General features: G+C 71.0%; 11 protein-coding genes and 1 pseudogene. 5 read left to right on the top strand and 7 right to left on the bottom strand.

Annotated elements, in window-relative coordinates:
* The first annotated feature begins 136 nt into the window (after nucleotides 1–136).
* From ACWGI2_RS13900 to ACWGI2_RS13885, 4 genes are all read left to right on the top strand, one after another.
* Entirely contained in the window at nucleotides 137–1,075 is a 939-nt protein-coding gene (locus ACWGI2_RS13900; RefSeq protein WP_453695431.1) for a serine hydrolase, read from the top strand.
* A 134-nt stretch (nucleotides 1,076–1,209) separates the two neighbouring features.
* Nucleotides 1,210–4,962, top strand: coding sequence for an ABC transporter ATP-binding protein (locus ACWGI2_RS13895; RefSeq protein ID WP_453695429.1), 3,753 nt, complete (start codon nucleotides 1,210–1,212; stop codon nucleotides 4,960–4,962).
* Nucleotides 4,963–5,073: 111 nt separating this feature from the next.
* A complete protein-coding gene (locus tag ACWGI2_RS13890) occupies nucleotides 5,074–5,469 on the top strand; it encodes a hypothetical protein (protein ID WP_453395638.1) in 396 nt (131 codons plus the stop codon).
* A 151-nt stretch (nucleotides 5,470–5,620) separates the two neighbouring features.
* Complete coding sequence (locus ACWGI2_RS13885; protein WP_453395637.1) at nucleotides 5,621–7,039, top strand: S28 family serine protease; 1,419 nt, start codon at nucleotides 5,621–5,623, stop codon at nucleotides 7,037–7,039.
* A gap of 185 nt (nucleotides 7,040–7,224) precedes the next feature.
* On the opposite strand, the gene ACWGI2_RS13880 is transcribed toward ACWGI2_RS13885, so the two are convergent.
* From ACWGI2_RS13880 to ACWGI2_RS13870, 3 genes are all read right to left on the bottom strand, one after another.
* Nucleotides 7,225–7,857: a hypothetical protein gene (locus ACWGI2_RS13880; protein ID WP_453695427.1), complete on the bottom strand. Its 633-nt coding sequence runs from the start codon at nucleotides 7,855–7,857 to the stop codon at nucleotides 7,225–7,227.
* A 112-nt stretch (nucleotides 7,858–7,969) separates the two neighbouring features.
* Entirely contained in the window at nucleotides 7,970–9,808 is a 1,839-nt protein-coding gene (locus ACWGI2_RS13875; RefSeq protein WP_453695425.1) for a glycoside hydrolase family 3 protein, read from the bottom strand.
* Between the two features lie 402 nt (nucleotides 9,809–10,210).
* Nucleotides 10,211–11,140, bottom strand: coding sequence for a LysR family transcriptional regulator (locus ACWGI2_RS13870; protein ID WP_453395635.1), 930 nt, complete (start codon nucleotides 11,138–11,140; stop codon nucleotides 10,211–10,213).
* A 123-nt stretch (nucleotides 11,141–11,263) separates the two neighbouring features.
* Here ACWGI2_RS13870 and ACWGI2_RS13865 point away from each other — a divergent pair, with 123 nt between their 5' ends.
* A complete protein-coding gene (locus ACWGI2_RS13865) occupies nucleotides 11,264–12,274 on the top strand; it encodes an EamA family transporter (protein WP_453695424.1) in 1,011 nt (336 codons plus the stop codon).
* On the opposite strand, the pseudogene ACWGI2_RS13860 reads toward ACWGI2_RS13865, so the two are convergent.
* The 4 genes and pseudogenes from ACWGI2_RS13860 to ACWGI2_RS13845 form a co-directional block, all read right to left on the bottom strand.
* Nucleotides 12,228–12,944, bottom strand: a pseudogene (locus ACWGI2_RS13860) (sugar phosphate isomerase/epimerase family protein); the annotation flags it as partial. The gene ACWGI2_RS13865 and the pseudogene ACWGI2_RS13860 sit on opposite strands and share 47 nt — an antisense overlap.
* 21 nt (nucleotides 12,945–12,965) lie before the next feature.
* Nucleotides 12,966–13,925: a bifunctional helix-turn-helix transcriptional regulator/GNAT family N-acetyltransferase gene (locus ACWGI2_RS13855; RefSeq protein WP_453695422.1), complete on the bottom strand. Its 960-nt coding sequence runs from the start codon at nucleotides 13,923–13,925 to the stop codon at nucleotides 12,966–12,968.
* A gap of 106 nt (nucleotides 13,926–14,031) precedes the next feature.
* Nucleotides 14,032–14,589, bottom strand: a complete 558-nt coding sequence (locus ACWGI2_RS13850; RefSeq protein ID WP_453695757.1) for a Uma2 family endonuclease — start codon at nucleotides 14,587–14,589, stop codon at nucleotides 14,032–14,034.
* A 50-nt stretch (nucleotides 14,590–14,639) separates the two neighbouring features.
* Nucleotides 14,640–15,707: a LacI family DNA-binding transcriptional regulator gene (locus ACWGI2_RS13845; RefSeq protein ID WP_453695421.1), complete on the bottom strand. Its 1,068-nt coding sequence runs from the start codon at nucleotides 15,705–15,707 to the stop codon at nucleotides 14,640–14,642.
* Nucleotides 15,708–15,762: the final 55 nt, after the last annotated feature.

The raw sequence follows: 15,762 nt of genomic DNA, 5'->3' as shown, positions 1-15,762 counted from the left end.
CACAGTTCGGTCATCTGTTCCGAACTCGTACAACCGTGTACGGGTCCCGGTGAGTCATGTGAGGCGAGTGCGCCGGGGGGCGTGCTTGTACGGGCCCCGAGGGTCTTGTACGGACCCAAGGGGATGGGGAAACTCCATGACTCACCCGGTATCCGGGATATCCAGGCGTGCCCGCGTGCTCTCGGCGGGACTCGCCGCCGGGGTGCTCGTGCCGCTCGGTACGGCCGCGACCGCCACGCCCGCCGTCGCCGCGCCGGCACCGCAGGTCACCTGCACCTCCGCGCAGTCCGGCCTGGCCGCCAAGCTGACGAAGGACATCACGGCGGCGCTGAAGAACCGCAAGGGCACCGTCGCGGTCGGCCTCCGCGACCGCACCACGGGCACCACCTGCACCCTGCGCGCGACCACGTCCTTCGACTCGGCGAGCGTCGTCAAGGTGACCGTCCTCGCGGCGCTGCTGTGGGACGCGAAGAAGACCGACCGGAGGCTTTCGACCCGTGAGTCCGACCTCGCGTACGCCATGATCACCAAGTCGGACAACGCGGCGACCAGCAAGCTCTGGCGTCAGCTCGGCACGGGGAAGATCAAGGCGTTCCTCGCGGCCGCCAAGATGACGAAGACGGTGCCGGGATCCGGCGGATACTGGGGCCTGACCCGGATCAACGCGGCCGACGAGCAGAAGCTCCTCGCCCTGATCACCGCCCAGAACTCCGTCCTGAGCGACAACGCCCGCGCCTACATCCTCAAGCTGATGGGCAAGGTCGTCTCCTCGCAGCGCTGGGGCACCCCGGCGGGCGCGCCGTCCGGCGTCAAGATCCACGTCAAGAACGGCTGGCTCCAGCGGTCGACGCACGGCTGGCGGGTGCACAGCATCGGCGCGTTCAAGGGCGGCGGCCACGACTACACCCTCTCCGTGCTCACCCACGGCAACAGCAGCATGAACTACGGCGTCGCCACCATCCAGGGCGTGGCCAAGGCCGTCCACAAGGATCTGACGCCCACGGCCCCCGCGGCCCGGCGCTACACCCCGACGGAAACGCCGCAGGAGGCCTTCGTGGCGGTCCCCGGGTCCTAGAAGACTCCTAGGACAGTCCTAGAAGGGGCCTGGAAGGGTCCTAGGACTTCCGGCCCCTCTTTGTTGCGGCGGGATGAAATCCGCATCCCCCCGGGTTGTGCCTCTCGGCAGGTCAGGTCGACGGGAGGCACGCAGTGGCGCAGCAACGGGGTGGGGCCGGACCGGAGAAATCCGGTGAGGCCGGACCGGAGACGTCCGGCTGGGCGAAACGGCTGACCGGGTACGCGTGGCGGTACCCGAAGGACGTCGTGCTCGCGCTCGGCGCCTCGCTCGCCGGCATGGCCGTCATGGCGCTCGTCCCGCTCATCACCAAGGTGATCATCGACGACGTCATCGGCGACAAGTCCCGCTCCATGGGCCCCTGGGCCGCCGCCCTCATCGGCGCCGCCCTCCTCGTCTACGTCTTCACCTACATCCGCCGCTACTACGGCGGCCGTCTCGCCCTCGACGTCCAGCACGACCTCCGGACCGAGATGTACGGGACGATCACCAAGCTCGACGGACGGCGGCAGGACGAGCTGTCCACCGGTCAGGTCGTCGGACGCGCCACCAGCGACCTCCAGCTCATCCAGGGCCTGCTCTTCATGCTGCCGATGACCATCGGCAACATCCTCCTCTTCGTGATCTCCCTCGTGATCATGGCGTGGCTCTCCGTCCCGCTCACCCTCGTCGCGCTCGCCGTGGCCCCCGCCCTCTGGTTCATCGCCAAGCGCAGCCGCAACCGCCTGCACCCCTCCACCTGGTACGCGCAGGCCCAGGCCGCCGCCGTCGCCGGAGTCGTGGACGGCTCCGTCTCCGGCGTACGCGTCGTGAAGGGGTTCGGCCAGGAGGACCAGGAGACCGGGAAGCTCAGGGAGGTCGGGCGCAAGCTCTTCGCGGGGCGCCTTCGGACCATCCGCCTCAACTCCAAGTACACGCCCGCCCTCCAGGCCGTGCCCGCGCTCGGGCAGGTCGCGATGCTCGCGCTCGGCGGCTGGCTCGCGGTGCGCGGGCAGATCACGCTCGGCACGTTCGTCGCCTTCTCCAGCTATCTCGCCCAGCTCGTCGGGCCCGTCCGCATGCTCGCCATGGTCCTCACCGTCGGCCAGCAGGCCCGCGCGGGCGCCGAGCGCGTCCTGGAGCTCATCGACACCGAGCCGACGCTGACGGACGGCACCAAGGAACTGCCCGCCGACGCCCCTGCCACCGTCGAGTTCGACGACGTCTCCTTCGCCTACGAGGACAGCCGCCCCGTCCTCGACGGCCTCTCCTTCGAGATCCGGCCCGGCGAGACCCTCGCCGTCGTCGGCACGTCCGGCAGCGGCAAGTCCACCGTCTCGCTGCTGCTGCCCCGCTTCTACGACGTGACGCACGGCGCCGTCCTCATCGGCGGCCACGACGTGCGCGAGCTGACCGCGGATTCGCTGCGGGCCGCGATAGGCCTCGTGCCCGAGGACTCCTTCCTCTTCTCCGACACCGTCCGCGCCAACATCGCGTACGGAAAGCCGGACGCCACCCAGGAGGAGATCGAGACCGCGGCCCGCGCCGCACAGGCCGACCGCTTCATATCCGAGCTGCCCGACGGGTACGACACCACCGTCGGCGAGCACGGTCTCACCCTCTCCGGCGGCCAGCGCCAGCGCGTGGCCCTCGCCCGCGCCATCCTCACCGACCCCCGCCTGCTCGTCCTCGACGACGCGACGTCCGCGGTGGACGCGCGGGTCGAACACGAGATCCACGAAGCCCTGCGCGGCGTCATGGCCGGGCGGACCACTCTGCTCATCGCTCACCGCCGATCGACCCTCAACCTCGCCGACCGCATCGCCGTACTCGACGCCGGACGCCTCGCCGCCATCGGCACGCACGAGGAGCTGACCGCCGACTCCCCTCTCTACCGGCGCCTGTTGACCGACCCGGACGAGCTCGGCGGCGTCTCGCCCGGCCGTACCGTCCCGGTCGAGATTCCCGAGGACACCTCCGTACGCGACGAACTCGACGCCGAGTTCGATGCCGAGCGCGGCATCACCCCGCAGCTCTGGGTCGGCGACCGCGAGCCCAAGGACACCGCGATGTCCGGGATGCCCGCGACGCCCGAACTCCTCGCGCAGGTCGACGCGCTGCCCCCGGCCACCGACACCCCCGACATCGACGAGGCGCGCGCGGTCACGCCGGAGGAGTCGTACGGCCTGCGCCGCCTCCTCGCCGGATTCGGGAAGCCGCTGCTCTTCGCCCTGCTCCTGGTCGCCGTCGACGCGGGCATGGGCCTGCTGCTTCCCGTGCTCATCCGGCACGGCATCGACGAGGGCGTCTCACAGCTCGCGCTCGGCGCCGTGTGGGCGGCCTCCGGGCTCGCACTCCTCGCCGTGCTCGCCCAGTGGACGGCGCAGATCGGCGAGACGCGGATGACCGGGCGGACGGGCGAGCGGGTGCTCTACTCCCTCCGCCTCAAGATCTTCTCCCAGCTCCAGCGGCTCGGACTCGACTACTACGAGCGGGAGTTGACCGGGCGCATCATGACCCGGATGACCACGGACGTGGACGCGCTCTCCACCTTCCTCCAGACGGGCCTGGTCACCGCCTTCGTCTCCGTCGTCACCTTCTTCGGCATCATGGTCGCGCTCGTCGTGATCGACGTGGAGCTCGCGCTCGTCGTCTTCGCGACGCTGCCGCCGCTGATCATCGGTACGTTCTTCTTCCGCCGCTCCAGCGTCAAGGCGTACGAGCTGGCGCGTGAGCGGGTCTCGGTGGTCAACGCCGACCTCCAGGAGTCCGTCGCCGGTCTTCGCATCGTGCAGGCCTTCCGGCGCGAGCGCTCGGGCGGGAAGAAGTTCGCGCAGGCCAGCGCCGACTACCGCAGCGCCCGTATCCGCGGGCAGTGGCTGATCTCCGTCTACTTCCCGTTCGTGCAGCTGCTCTCGGCGGTCGCCGCGGCGGCGGTCCTGATGGTCGGCGCGGGACGCGTGGAGGCGGGGACGCTGACGACCGGCGCCCTGGTCGCCTACCTCCTCTACATCGACCTGTTCTTCGCGCCCGTCCAGCAGCTCTCCCAGGTCTTCGACGGCTACCAGCAGGCCACCGTCTCGCTCGGCCGCATCCAGGAACTGCTCCGGGAGCCGACATCGACCCGGGCCGCGGACGAGCCGCTCGACGTGCTGTCCCTGCGCGGCGAGATCGCCTTCGAGGACGTGGACTTCGCGTACGGAGACGAAGAAGAAGCCCTCAGCGACGTGCGCCTTCGCATACCCGCAGGTCAAACCGTCGCCTTCGTCGGCGAGACCGGCGCGGGCAAGTCGACGCTCGTCAAGCTCGTCGCCCGGTTCTACGACCCGACCGGCGGCCGGGTGACGGTGGACGGCACGGACCTGCGGTCCCTCGATCTGACGTCGTACCGCCACCGCCTCGGCGTCGTCCCGCAGGAGGCCTACCTCTTCGCGGGGACGGTGCGCGACGCGATCGCCTACGGGCGGCCCGACGCCACCGACGCCCAGGTGGAGGCCGCGGCCCGCGCGGTCGGCGCGCACGACATGATCGCCACGCTGGACGGCGGCTATCTCCACGAGGTCTCCGAACGCGGCCGCAACCTCTCCGCGGGCCAGCGCCAGCTGATCGCCCTGGCCCGCGCGGAGCTGGTCGACCCGGACATCCTGCTCCTCGACGAGGCGACCGCCGCCCTCGACCTCGCCACGGAAGCGCAGGTCAACCAGGCCACCGACCGCATCGCGGGCAAGCGCACCACACTGGTCGTCGCCCACCGCCTCACCACCGCGGCCCGCGCGGACCGGGTGATCCTGATGGACCACGGCCGGGTCGCGGAGGACGGCACGCACGAGGAGTTGCTCGCGCTCGACGGGCGGTACGCGGCGCTGTGGCGGACGTTCGTGGGGGAGGCGGAGCCGTCGGCGGCCTAGGCCCCGCCGGACGGGCCCGGTGAACGAATCGGCGCTGTTTCGCAACCGTAGGCCCTACGGTCGACGTCCGTACATCAGTACGCTGATGCGGATGTGTCGGGAGGGAAATCGGTGAGCAGTGGTCGAATACGGCGGAGCCTTGCGCTCGGTGCCGTCGCCCTCGCGGGTGCCCTTCTGCTCGGGGTCGCGGGCGCCGGTGCCGCCCAGGCGCAGGCCTCGGCCGGACGGTGCGCCGGGCACAAGGTGCGCACCCTCTCCTTCAGCACCGGCAAGGTCGTCCTCTACAAGAGCCGCGGCTACGTCTGCGCGGTCACCATCGCCAAGCGCCCCGGCGCCCGCAAGACGATGTCCGTCAGCGTCCAGGCCCGCGGCAACCGCCCGGCCAGGGACAAGGGCCGCTACACGCATCACGCGGGCCCGGTGACGGTGCACGCGGGGCACCGGTGTGTGTGGGTGAAGGGGACGGTGGGCGGGGGGAGCACCAGCTCGGGCTGGATCCTGTGCTGAGCTTGCTGAGGTGCTGATCTTGATGACCATGCTGAGCTTGATGTCCTCTTTATGACGTACTGAGTCCTGACGTGACGCAAGAGCCCCTAGTGGTGAGCGAGTTGCTCCGATAAGTTCCGGCGGACGCAATCGCGAACTTAGGGGAGAGTGCATGCGCAAGGCGCTCAGATGGCTGCTGTCGCTCGTGGTCCTGATAGGCATAGGCACCGCGGGCACAGTGAGTGCGGCAGGAGCGGCCACCGCCGCGAAGCCGCAGGCCACCGACATCAAGGACAGGCTCCTCGCGATACCGGGCATGAGCCTGATCGAGGAGAAGCCGTACACCGGCTACCGCTACTTCGTCCTCAACTACACCCAGCCGATTGACCACCGGCACCCCTCCAAGGGCACCTTCAAGCAGCGCCTGACGGTCCTGCACAAGGACACCGCCCGCCCCACCGCCTTCTTCACCAGCGGCTACGGAGTCTCGACGAACCCCAGCCGCAGCGAGCCGACGCGGATCATCGACGGCAACCAGGTCTCCATGGAGTACCGCTTCTTCACGCCGTCCCGCCCCGAGCCCGCCGACTGGTCCAAGCTCGACATCTGGCAGGCCGCGAGCGACCAGCACCGCATCTTCAAGGCGCTCAAGCCCATCTACGACAAGAAGTGGGTGGCGACCGGCGGCTCGAAGGGCGGCATGACCGCCACGTACTACGAGCGCTTCTACCCGCGTGACATGGACGGCATCGTCGCGTACGTCGCCCCGAACGACGTGGTGAACAAGGAGGACTCGCGCTACGACGAGTTCTTCGAGACGGTCGGCACCAAGGAGTGCAGGGCCAAGCTGGAGGCCGTGCAGCGCGAGGCGCTCGTGCGGCGTGAGCCGCTGGAGAAGAAGTACGCGGAGTTCGCCGAGGCGGGCAACTACACCTTCAAGACGGTCGGCAACCTCGACAAGGCGTACGAGGCCGTCGTCCTCGACCTGGTGTGGGGCTTCTGGCAGTACCAGCCGGAGTCCGCGTGCGCCGACGTCCCCGACGCGTCGTCCGCCTCGGACCAGGTGATCTTCGACTACGTCGACTCGGTGGGCGGCTGGGCCTCCTACACCGACCAGGGCCTCACCCCGTACACGCCGTACTACTACCAGGCCGGTACGCAGCTGGGCTCGCCCGACATCAAGCAGCCCTGGCTCGGCGACCTGAGCCGCTACGGCTACCAGCCGCCGCGGAACTTCGTGCCGCGTGAGATCCCGATGAAGTTCCAGTCGGGCGCCATGAAGGACGTGGACCGCTGGGTGCGGCACAACGCGACGCGGATGCTGTACGTCTACGGCGAGAACGACCCGTGGGGCGCCGAGCCGTTCCGTCCCGCCAGGGGCGCGAAGCACGACTCCCACGTCTTCACCGCGCCGGGCGCCAACCACGGAGCGAACGTGGCCGGCCTCGTCCCCGCGGAGAAGGCGAAGGCGACGGAGCGGATCCAGGCGTGGGCCGGGGTTTCGACTTCGGCTACTCCGAAGCCGCTGGCTCCGTATGACGCGAAGCTGGACCGCAAGGACACGGACCGGGAGCTGAGTTTGCGGCCGTAGGGCGGTCCCTGCGGGGCATTCCCCAATCCCACCCCTTCCCGAAACCATGGGGCTCCGCCCCCTGGACCCCCGCAAAGATGGCCTCGAACGCCGGCCGGGCTGGATCTTTCAGCCGTCCGGCGTTTGAGGACGCCCCGGCGCAGCCGGTTTTCGGGAAGGGGCGGGGTTGGGGAAAATCAAGACGCTCAAACCCGCACCGCACACCCCACCGACTTCGCACCCCCCAGCGACACGTACAACTGCGTGGCGGCAGGACACAGGGCCCGCTCAGGCACCGCCACCGTCACCCGGTACTCCGGGGCCTTCGCCCCGGACCCGTCGCACGCGGTCTCCCGGACCTCCCCCTCCCCGGCGCTGTAGACGCAGTCGCCCACCACGGTCCGAGGCCCACCCCCACCCCCGGGATCCCCGGGATGCGGCTCCTCCAGGTTCCGCATGCAGGCGTAGCCCCGCGGCACCTCCCCGTTCCCGTCCTCGTCCACCGCCGGCCGGTTCTCGCTGATGTGGAGTACGAAGTCCGTGCGGGCGGGGCAGGCGGGGCCCTCCGTCACCTTGCCGTCGTAGCGGGCGATGACCCTTGCCGCCGCCCGCTCGCTGGTGCACGGCACCTCCGTGAACGTCTCGCGCCCCCGCGAACTGCACTCGTCCACCGCGAGGAACACCGCTCCGTGCCCGGACGACGCCGACGAGGACGGCCGCCGGTCCGACGACTCCGACCCCGGGTCCGATGACTTCTGGCAGCCGGTCACGCCGGCGAACACCACCACCACCGCCACCAGCAGCCCCGTACAACACCTCCAGCCAAGCATGACAAGCATGGCGAACCCCCCGATATGTGCACCCAGCGTGACCCGCGGGGCGGGCGCACGCCAGGTGCGTGGGGTGCTTTGGGTCAGGTGGCGGTGGCGTGCCGGTGGCGCGGCGTACGGATCAGTACGTCAGTCCGTGCCCGACCGGATACAGCACCTGCCCCGGATCATCCGCACGCTGCACCGGCACGGGCAGCCGCCCCCGCGGCTCGGCGCGCCCCGCGATCACCCGTACCGCGGCGCGCAGTTCGACGTCGGTCCAGCAGTACGCGGCGAGGGACGCGTCCACGCCCTGAAGCCGCGCCACGTCGTACGGATTGCGGATCGCGAGGGCGACGACCGGCACACCCGTCGCCACCAGCGCCTCCACCAGGGCGATCTGCGCGCTGCCCGCCCCCACGTTGTACGTGCCCACGAGCACCGCGTCCTTGCCCGCGGCAGCCGCCACCGCCTCGGCGATCTTCGCGGCGGACGGTGCCGTGCCCGTCGGCAGCACCGTCGGCGAGAAGCCGAGGTCCGTCAGCTCCCGCCCGAGGACGGTCGTCGGCGGTCCCGTCGTCCCCGACGGAGACGCCGGATCCGCGCCGACTACGAGCACGTTCCGTTGCCTGCGCCGCGACAGCGGAAGCAGCCCGTCCGCGTTGATGAGGAGCGTCGTCGTCTCCTCCGCGATCCGGTCGGCGGCGGCGAGATGCGCGCGGGTGCCGACCGCCCTGTCGACGCCCCGCGCGGTGACGTACGGGTCGGAGAAGAGGTCCAGCTTCGCCTTCAGGCGCAGGATGCGCAGGATCGATTCGTCGAGCCGTCCTTCCGTCAACTCGCCGTCCCGCACGGCCTGGAGCACCGCGTTCCAGGCGATCTCCGGCTTCGGCGGGTTCAGGAGCTGGTCGACGCCCGCCTTCAGTGCGAGCACCGGCACGCGGTCGTCGCCGTACTTCGTGCGGACGCCCTGCATGCCGAGCGAGTCCGTCACCACGACCCCGTCGTAGCCGAGTTCCTCGCGCAGGATGCCGGTGAGGATGGGGCGGGAGAGCGTGGCCGGGTCCTCGGCGGGGTCGAGGGCGGGGACCACGATGTGCGCGGTCATGATCGAGTCGATGCCCGCCTCCACCGCGGCCCGGAACGGCGGGGCGTCCAGGGTCTCCCACTGCTCACGGGTGTGGTGGATGTACGGCAGCTTCGAGTGGCTGTCGTCCTTGGTGTCGCCGTGCCCGGGGAAGTGCTTGGCCGTCGCCGCGATGTCCGTGCCCTGGTAGCCCTTGACCTGCGCGGCGACCAGGCCGGCGACCGCTTCGGGGTCGGAGCCGAAGGAGCGTACGGCGATGACGGGGTTGGCGGGGTTGACGTTCACGTCGGCGACCGGGGCATAGTTCTGCCGGATGCCGAGCGCGCGGAGCTCGGTGCCCGCGATGCGGGCCGCCTTGCGCGCGCTGGAGTGCGAACCCGCGGCGCCCAGGGCCATCGCGCCGGGCAGGAGGGTGGCGGGGAGGCCCACGCGGGCCACGGCGCCGTGCTCCTGGTCGGTGGAGATGAGCAGCGGGATGCGGGCGGTGGGGGAATCCTCCGGGGCGTCCGGGGTGAGGGCCGCGCGCTGGATGCCGTTCGACAGGTCGGCGATCTGGTGCGGGGCACGGGTGTTGTGGGCCCAGCCGAAGTAGATGATGCCGCCGAGGTGGTACTTGGCGACCGCGTCCGCGGCGGTACGGACGCCGAGGTGGGTGAGGTTGGAGTCGATGTCCGCCTGGTCGGGCGCGGTGGCGGAGTGGCCGTACACATGCATCACGAAGAGCTGGCCGACCTTCTCCTCGAGGCTCATGCGGGAAATGAGCTCCCGCAGCTTCCGGTCGCGACCTCGGTCGCCGCTGCCGGCCGCATGGGCGGCGGAGGGCGCGGCCAGGGCCGTCGCCGCGACGGCCGTGGCGGTGAGCAGGGTCCGTCTGGAGGCGTTGCGGTGGGACATGTGAGCTCCTTCGGTGACGTCCTTCGGGGACGGATGCCGGACCGGAGCCGGACTGGGGGAACCGGCTGAAGGAAACTTTCCGAGAGTCACGGATATCCCGAAGATTTCTGCCGGTCAAGAGAGTCGGCAGCGGGAGTCGGTGACGGGAGCCGGCGGTCACTGTGGAGGAGGGGCCGTCACCGGCGCTGTTGGAGGGGGGCGCACCGGTGACGGCATGCTGCCGGCCGCGGGCGGCGGAGAGGGTGGTCAGCGTTCGCAGCCAGCAGCGATGCCGACACCGCCTCGCGGAGACTCACCCGGCAGCACGCCGGTTTGACGGTGGTCGCCGCGCGCGGGTTCCCGGCAGAGGGCGATTTCCGGAAAGTGGTACGCGTGGGAACAATGAGTTTCAGCGGGCGGCCATCAGCGGGCGGCCATTTCCGCGGCCTCGGGCGCCGCGTCGAGCCACTGTTCCTGCAACGTCCGTACCGTCTCGGCGATCGCGGGGCGCCGCGACGCTCCGGCCCGCCACAGCGCGTAAAGACGCCGCACCGGCAGCGGATCGAGCCGCACGGTGACCGCGCCGTCCGGGATCGGGCCGCGGCCGAGGCGGGGGATGAGCGCGATGCCGAGCCCCGCGGCGGCCAGCGCGACCAGGGTGGGGTTCTCCTCCGCCGTGTGCGCGATGTCCGGCTCGCAGCCCGCCTCGCGCAGGGTGCGGACCAGCCACTCGTGGCAGACGAGCCCCGGCGGCTGAGTGATCCACCGCTCGCCCTTGAGCTCCTCGCGGCGTACGGAGTCGCGGCCCGCGAGCCAGTGTCCCGTGGGCACGACGAGGTCGCAGAAGTCGTCGCCGATGACGGCCTGTTCGATGCCGGGCGGCGTCGGCAGGGGCGCGATGTCCCAGTCGTGCACGACCGCCATGTCCACCGCACCCTTGGTCACGAGGTCCACGGAGAGATGCGGGTCGATCTCCGACATCCGGGCGTCGAGCGCGGGATGCCGCCGGGCGAGATCCGCGAGGACGCCGGGCATCAGACCGCGCGCCGCCGAGGCGAACGCGGCGATGGTCAGGCGCCCCGCGGGCAGCCCGCGCCGCTCCTCGAGCTCGGTCTCCGCGCGCTCCACGATCGCCATCAACTCCTGCGCTGTGGAGGCGAGATGACGTGCCTCCTCGGTGAGGGCCACGCCCCTGCCCTGCCGTTCGAGGAGGGTGGTGCGGGTCTCGCGCTCCAGCTTGGCTATCTGCTGGGAGACCGCGGACGGGGTGTAGCCGAGCGCGGTGGCGGCGGCGCCGACGGTGCCGTGTACGGAGACGGCGTGCAGGGCGCGGAGCCGAGCGAGATCGAGCACGGGAAACCCTCCCCATTCGTCGGCGACGCACGGGAGCGGCGCCTGATGCGTAAGCATTGCTTCATCCCATCATGCAGAGATCCGCGCTGGTCCTACATGGTCGGGGCGGGTGATCCTCGACGCATGCGACCCGCACATGTCCTCCTGGCCGTCCTCGTCACCGCCGTCTGGGGCGTCAACTTCGTCGTCATCGAGGTGGGCCTCGACCATTTCCCGCCGCTGCTCTTCTCGGCCCTGCGCTTCCTGGTGGCGGCGCTGCCCGCGATCTTCTTCGTGGGGCGGCCGAAGGTCGCGTGGAAGTGGATCGTGGGGGTCGGGCTGGTCCTGGGGGTTGCCAAGTTCGGCCTGCTGTTCATCGGCATGGACGCGGGGATGCCGGCGGGGATGTCCTCCCTCGTCCTCCAGATCCAGGCGGTGTTCACGGCCCTCTTCGCCTTCGTGGCCCTGGGTGAACGCCCCGGCCGCGTACGCCTGTTGGGAATGCTGATCGCACTGGCGGGCATCGGCGTCGCGGCGGTCGACGAGGGCGAGGCAGGACCGCTCACGGCCTTCGTGCTGCTGATCGGCGCCGCGGCCTGCTGGGGCGCGTCGAACGTCCTGACCCGCAAGGCGTCCCCGCCCGACCCGCTGAACTTCATGGTGTGGGTGAGCACGGTCCCGGTCCTGCCGCTGCTCGGGCTCTCGCTGCTGTTCGAGGGCCCGACGGCCGACCTCGACGCCCTGGCCGCGCTGGACTGGCAGGGCGTGGGCATCATCGTCTACGTCGCGTGGATCACGACGGTCTTCGGCTTCGGAGCCTGGGGCCATCTGCTGCGCCGCCACCCCGCGTCGACCGTCGCTCCCTTCTCGCTCCTGGTGCCGGTGTTCGGGATGTCCGCCGCCGGTCTCGTCCTGGGCGAGTCGGTGAGCGCCCTTGGGTGGTGCGCGGCGGCGCTCCTGGTCGGCGGGGTGAGCCTGACGTCCCTGGCGGGGGTCAGGCGTGGCGGTTCGGGGGCCGACGTCAGGCGTGGCGGTTCAGAAGCCGTGACAGGAAGTCCCGCCCCGGGCCCAGGAGTTCGGGAAGCGGAGCCGCGTCCTCGTACCACCGCTTCTCGTATTCCCAGCACAGCCAGCCGTCCCGGTGCTCCCCGCTGAGCAGCGCGTCCACGCACTCGGCGAGCGGCAGGACGCCCTCGCCGAGCCCGAGCGGTGTCGTGTCGTCGGCCGAAGCGATGTCCTTCACCTGTACGTAGCCGAGGTACGGGGAGAGCGCCGCGTGGCTTTCAGCGGGGGACTCGCCGCCGAGCCAGGTGTGCATCACGTCCCACAGGGCGCCCGCGTGCCGGTGACCGACCGCGCCGAGCACGCGGGTCGCCGCGGCGCCCGTGCGGTGCGAGTCGTGCGTCTCCAGGAGGATGCGTACGCCGAAGTCCGCCGCGTACTCCGCCGCGGTGCCGAGCCGCCGGGCGGCCGTCGCGTCGGCCTCCGCGGCGCTCTGCTCGGTGCCGCCGCCGGGGAAGACGCGGATGAAGGGGGCGCCCAGGTCGCGGGCGAGGGTGAGCAGGGACCGTATGTCGTCGAGGACGGGCTCGTCGTCGCCCGGCTCGGCCACGCGCGCGTACCCGGAGATTCCGAGGATCTCGATGCCCGCGGCCTTGAACTGGGCGGCGGCGTCGGCCCGTTCGGTGAGGCTGATCCCCGGGTGGACCGGCTCTTCGGGGTGCGCGCGCAGCTCGATGCCGTGATAGCCGTGGGTGGTGGCCAGGTTCAGCACGTCGGCGAGGGGGAGGCCGGGCACGCCGAGGGTGGAGAAGGCGAGTTTCATGACGCAGACCCTAAAGGGTGTTCAGGGGGTGTCTCCCAGATGCAGGTGCCAGTCCTGCCCCAGCAGGTCGACGCCGAACGAGCGGTGCGGCTTCTCGTCGACGAGGACGAATCCGTGCCGCTGGTAGATGGCGCGGGCGGCGCCGAGGATGTCGTTGGTCCACAGGACCATCTCGCGATAACCCACACCGCGCGCGAACTCCACGCAAGCACCGACGAGTTGGTCGCCGATCCCATGCCCCCGCGCGTCCGGCTCGACGAGCAGGAGCCGCAGCCGGGCGGTGCCCGGCGCGTCGTCGCGCACGCACATCACGCACCCCACGGGCCGCCCGTCGAGCTCGGCGATCCATGTCCGCTCCAGATGCGGGTCGTGATCCTCCGCGTAGTCGGCGATGATCCGGGCGACAAGACCCTCGTAGTCGGTGTTGAACCCGAACTCGGCCGCGTACAGGGCGGCGTTGCGCTGCACGATCCACCCGAGGTCGCCGGGCCCGGGCTCCCGCAGGACCACCTCCGGGGCCTCGGCGCCCCTGCCCGCCCTGCTGTCCTCCAGGATCTCCCGCACGGTGCGCATGGCCTCCGCCAGCTGGGCGCGCCGGCCCGGCGGCACGGTCGAGAGCAGCGAACCGACCGCTTCGGTCGACCGCTCGTCCAGGAGCGCGGCGGCCTCGCGCCCCCGGGCGGTGAGCGTGATGCTCTGGCGCCGGGGATCACGCGCGGAGGGGGCCCGCTCGACGAGCCCGGCCTTCTCGAACTTGCCGAGGAGCCGACTCAAGTACCCGGCGTCCAGGGTCAGTTCGGCCCGCAGGTCGGCCGCGTCGGTGCGGGGCGAGTGAGCGAGCTCGTAGATGACGCGGGACTCGGTGAGGGTGTACGGGACGTACGTGTGCCGGCTGTAGTCGAGGGCGCCGATGAGGTTCGTGTAGAAGCGGTTGAAGGCGCGGATGTCACGGATGGGGGCGTCGGGGGCGGCGTGTGGCATGGGATCACTCCGGAGGCCATGAGGCGAGTTCACCTTTGACTGAGTCAACGGTACGCCGCGCCGCCCTCGATCGCCATGCCCTGCCGCGTGGAAACCGCCGGGCAGGTCAGTCCAAGTCCCCGGCCTTCGGAAAGCCGTCGGTCGCGATGGTGATGTCACGCCCTTGGAGGGGCAGGACCAGGTCCTGGCCGAAGGGAAGCTTCACCTCGTCCTCGTAGCTACCGGTCCTGGTCGGGCCGCGGTGGACGGCGCAGACCCCGTCCTCGGGATCGATGACCACGTACAGCGGGATGCCGCATTCCGCGTAGAGATGGAACTTCTTGGCGAAGTCGTTGTCCCGGCTGCTTCGCGAGACGACCTCGATGACCGCCTCCAAGCTGTGCCACTCGAAGCGGCCGCGGCTGTTGCGCTCGGCTCCGGGGGCGACGATCGCCAGGTCGGGCGCGTAGCCGTACTGGCTGGACGGGAAATCGATCATGACGTCCGAGAGGGCTCTGCCGTGGGAGGCGAGCTGCTGCCTGATCTGAGGGGCGGCCGCGAGGACCACCTTCCACTGGTACTCACTTCGCGGCGTCATGATGATCTTCCCCGCCGTGATCTCGACACGGTAGCCGCGCGGAAGATTGACGCCCTCCAGTACGGCCCAGGCGCTCGGCGCGTCCATGACTGTCACATGAGCCTCCGTTTCCCGGTGACGTCAACGACATTCAGGGCTCACCGACACGGCGGCGCCGTGGACCCCCGCACCATCAGTTCCGCCGCGATCGTCGCCACGCCCCCGGGCGGTGCCTCCTCCGCGCCCGTGGCCAGGCGGCCCGCGCGGGCTCCCGCCTCGTACAGCGGCAGGCGTACGGTCGTCAGGGCGGGTACGGCGTCCACCGAGAAGGGCAGGTCGTCGAAGCCCGCCACCGAGATGTCCTCGGGGATGCGCAGGCCCTGGTCGCGCAGGGCGGCCGAAGCGCCCAGGGCGACCGTGTCGTTGGCGGCCACGATGGCGGTCAAGCCCGGGGCTCGGCGCAGGAGTTCGAGCGTCGCCTCGTAACCGGAGCGGCGGGTGTAGGGGCCGTGGACGGTCAGCTCCTCCTGGTCGCCGTTGGCTGCGTTCCCGGCGCCCGACGCCGCTAGCGCGTCCCGGTGGCCTTCGAGCCGGTGCCGGGTGGTCGTGCGCTCCATCGGTCCCGCCACGTACCCGATCCTGCGGTGGCCGAGGGTCAGCAGGTGCTCCGTGAGCCGCCGCCCGCCGTTGCGGTTGTCGAAGGTGAGCGTGGCCGCCACCGCGTCCGAGTCCTCAAGCGGCGGCCGACCGCACAGCACGATCCGGGTGCCCGCGTCCGCGAGGCGTGCCAGCTTCGCGGACATCGCGGCGGCGTGGGCGGGGTCCTCCAGAGCGCCGCCGGTCAGGACGACCGCTGCGGCGCGCTGCCGCTGGAGCAGGGTCAGATAGGTCAGCTCGCGCTCCGGGGAGCCCCCCGTGTTGCAGACCACGGCCATCCGCTCGCCTCCGGCACGCCCGCCGGGCCCGCCGATCTCGGACTGGACCGCGCCCGCCATGATCCCGAAGAAGGGGTCGGCGATGTCGTTCACCAGGATGCCGACCAGGTCGGACGTGGCCGCGGCGAGCGAGCTCGCGGGCCCGTTGAGGACGTAGTCGAGGTCGTCCACGGCCCGAAGGACACGCTCCCGGGTGGCCGCGGCCACCGGGTAGTTGCCGTTCAGGACGCGGGAGACGGTAGCGGGGGAGACCTGGGCGCGGGCCGCCACGTCGGCCAGGGTCACGGTCATCTCGTCGTCCTCCGGTCACGGCTCTGGTCCGAAGCCCTTGTCCGAACCTTGTGCG

This window comes from Streptomyces sp. NPDC054866, from assembly GCF_053610745.1.
The sequence above is the reverse complement of the archived record's forward strand: the minus strand, read 5'-3'. Positions and strand labels throughout refer to the sequence as shown.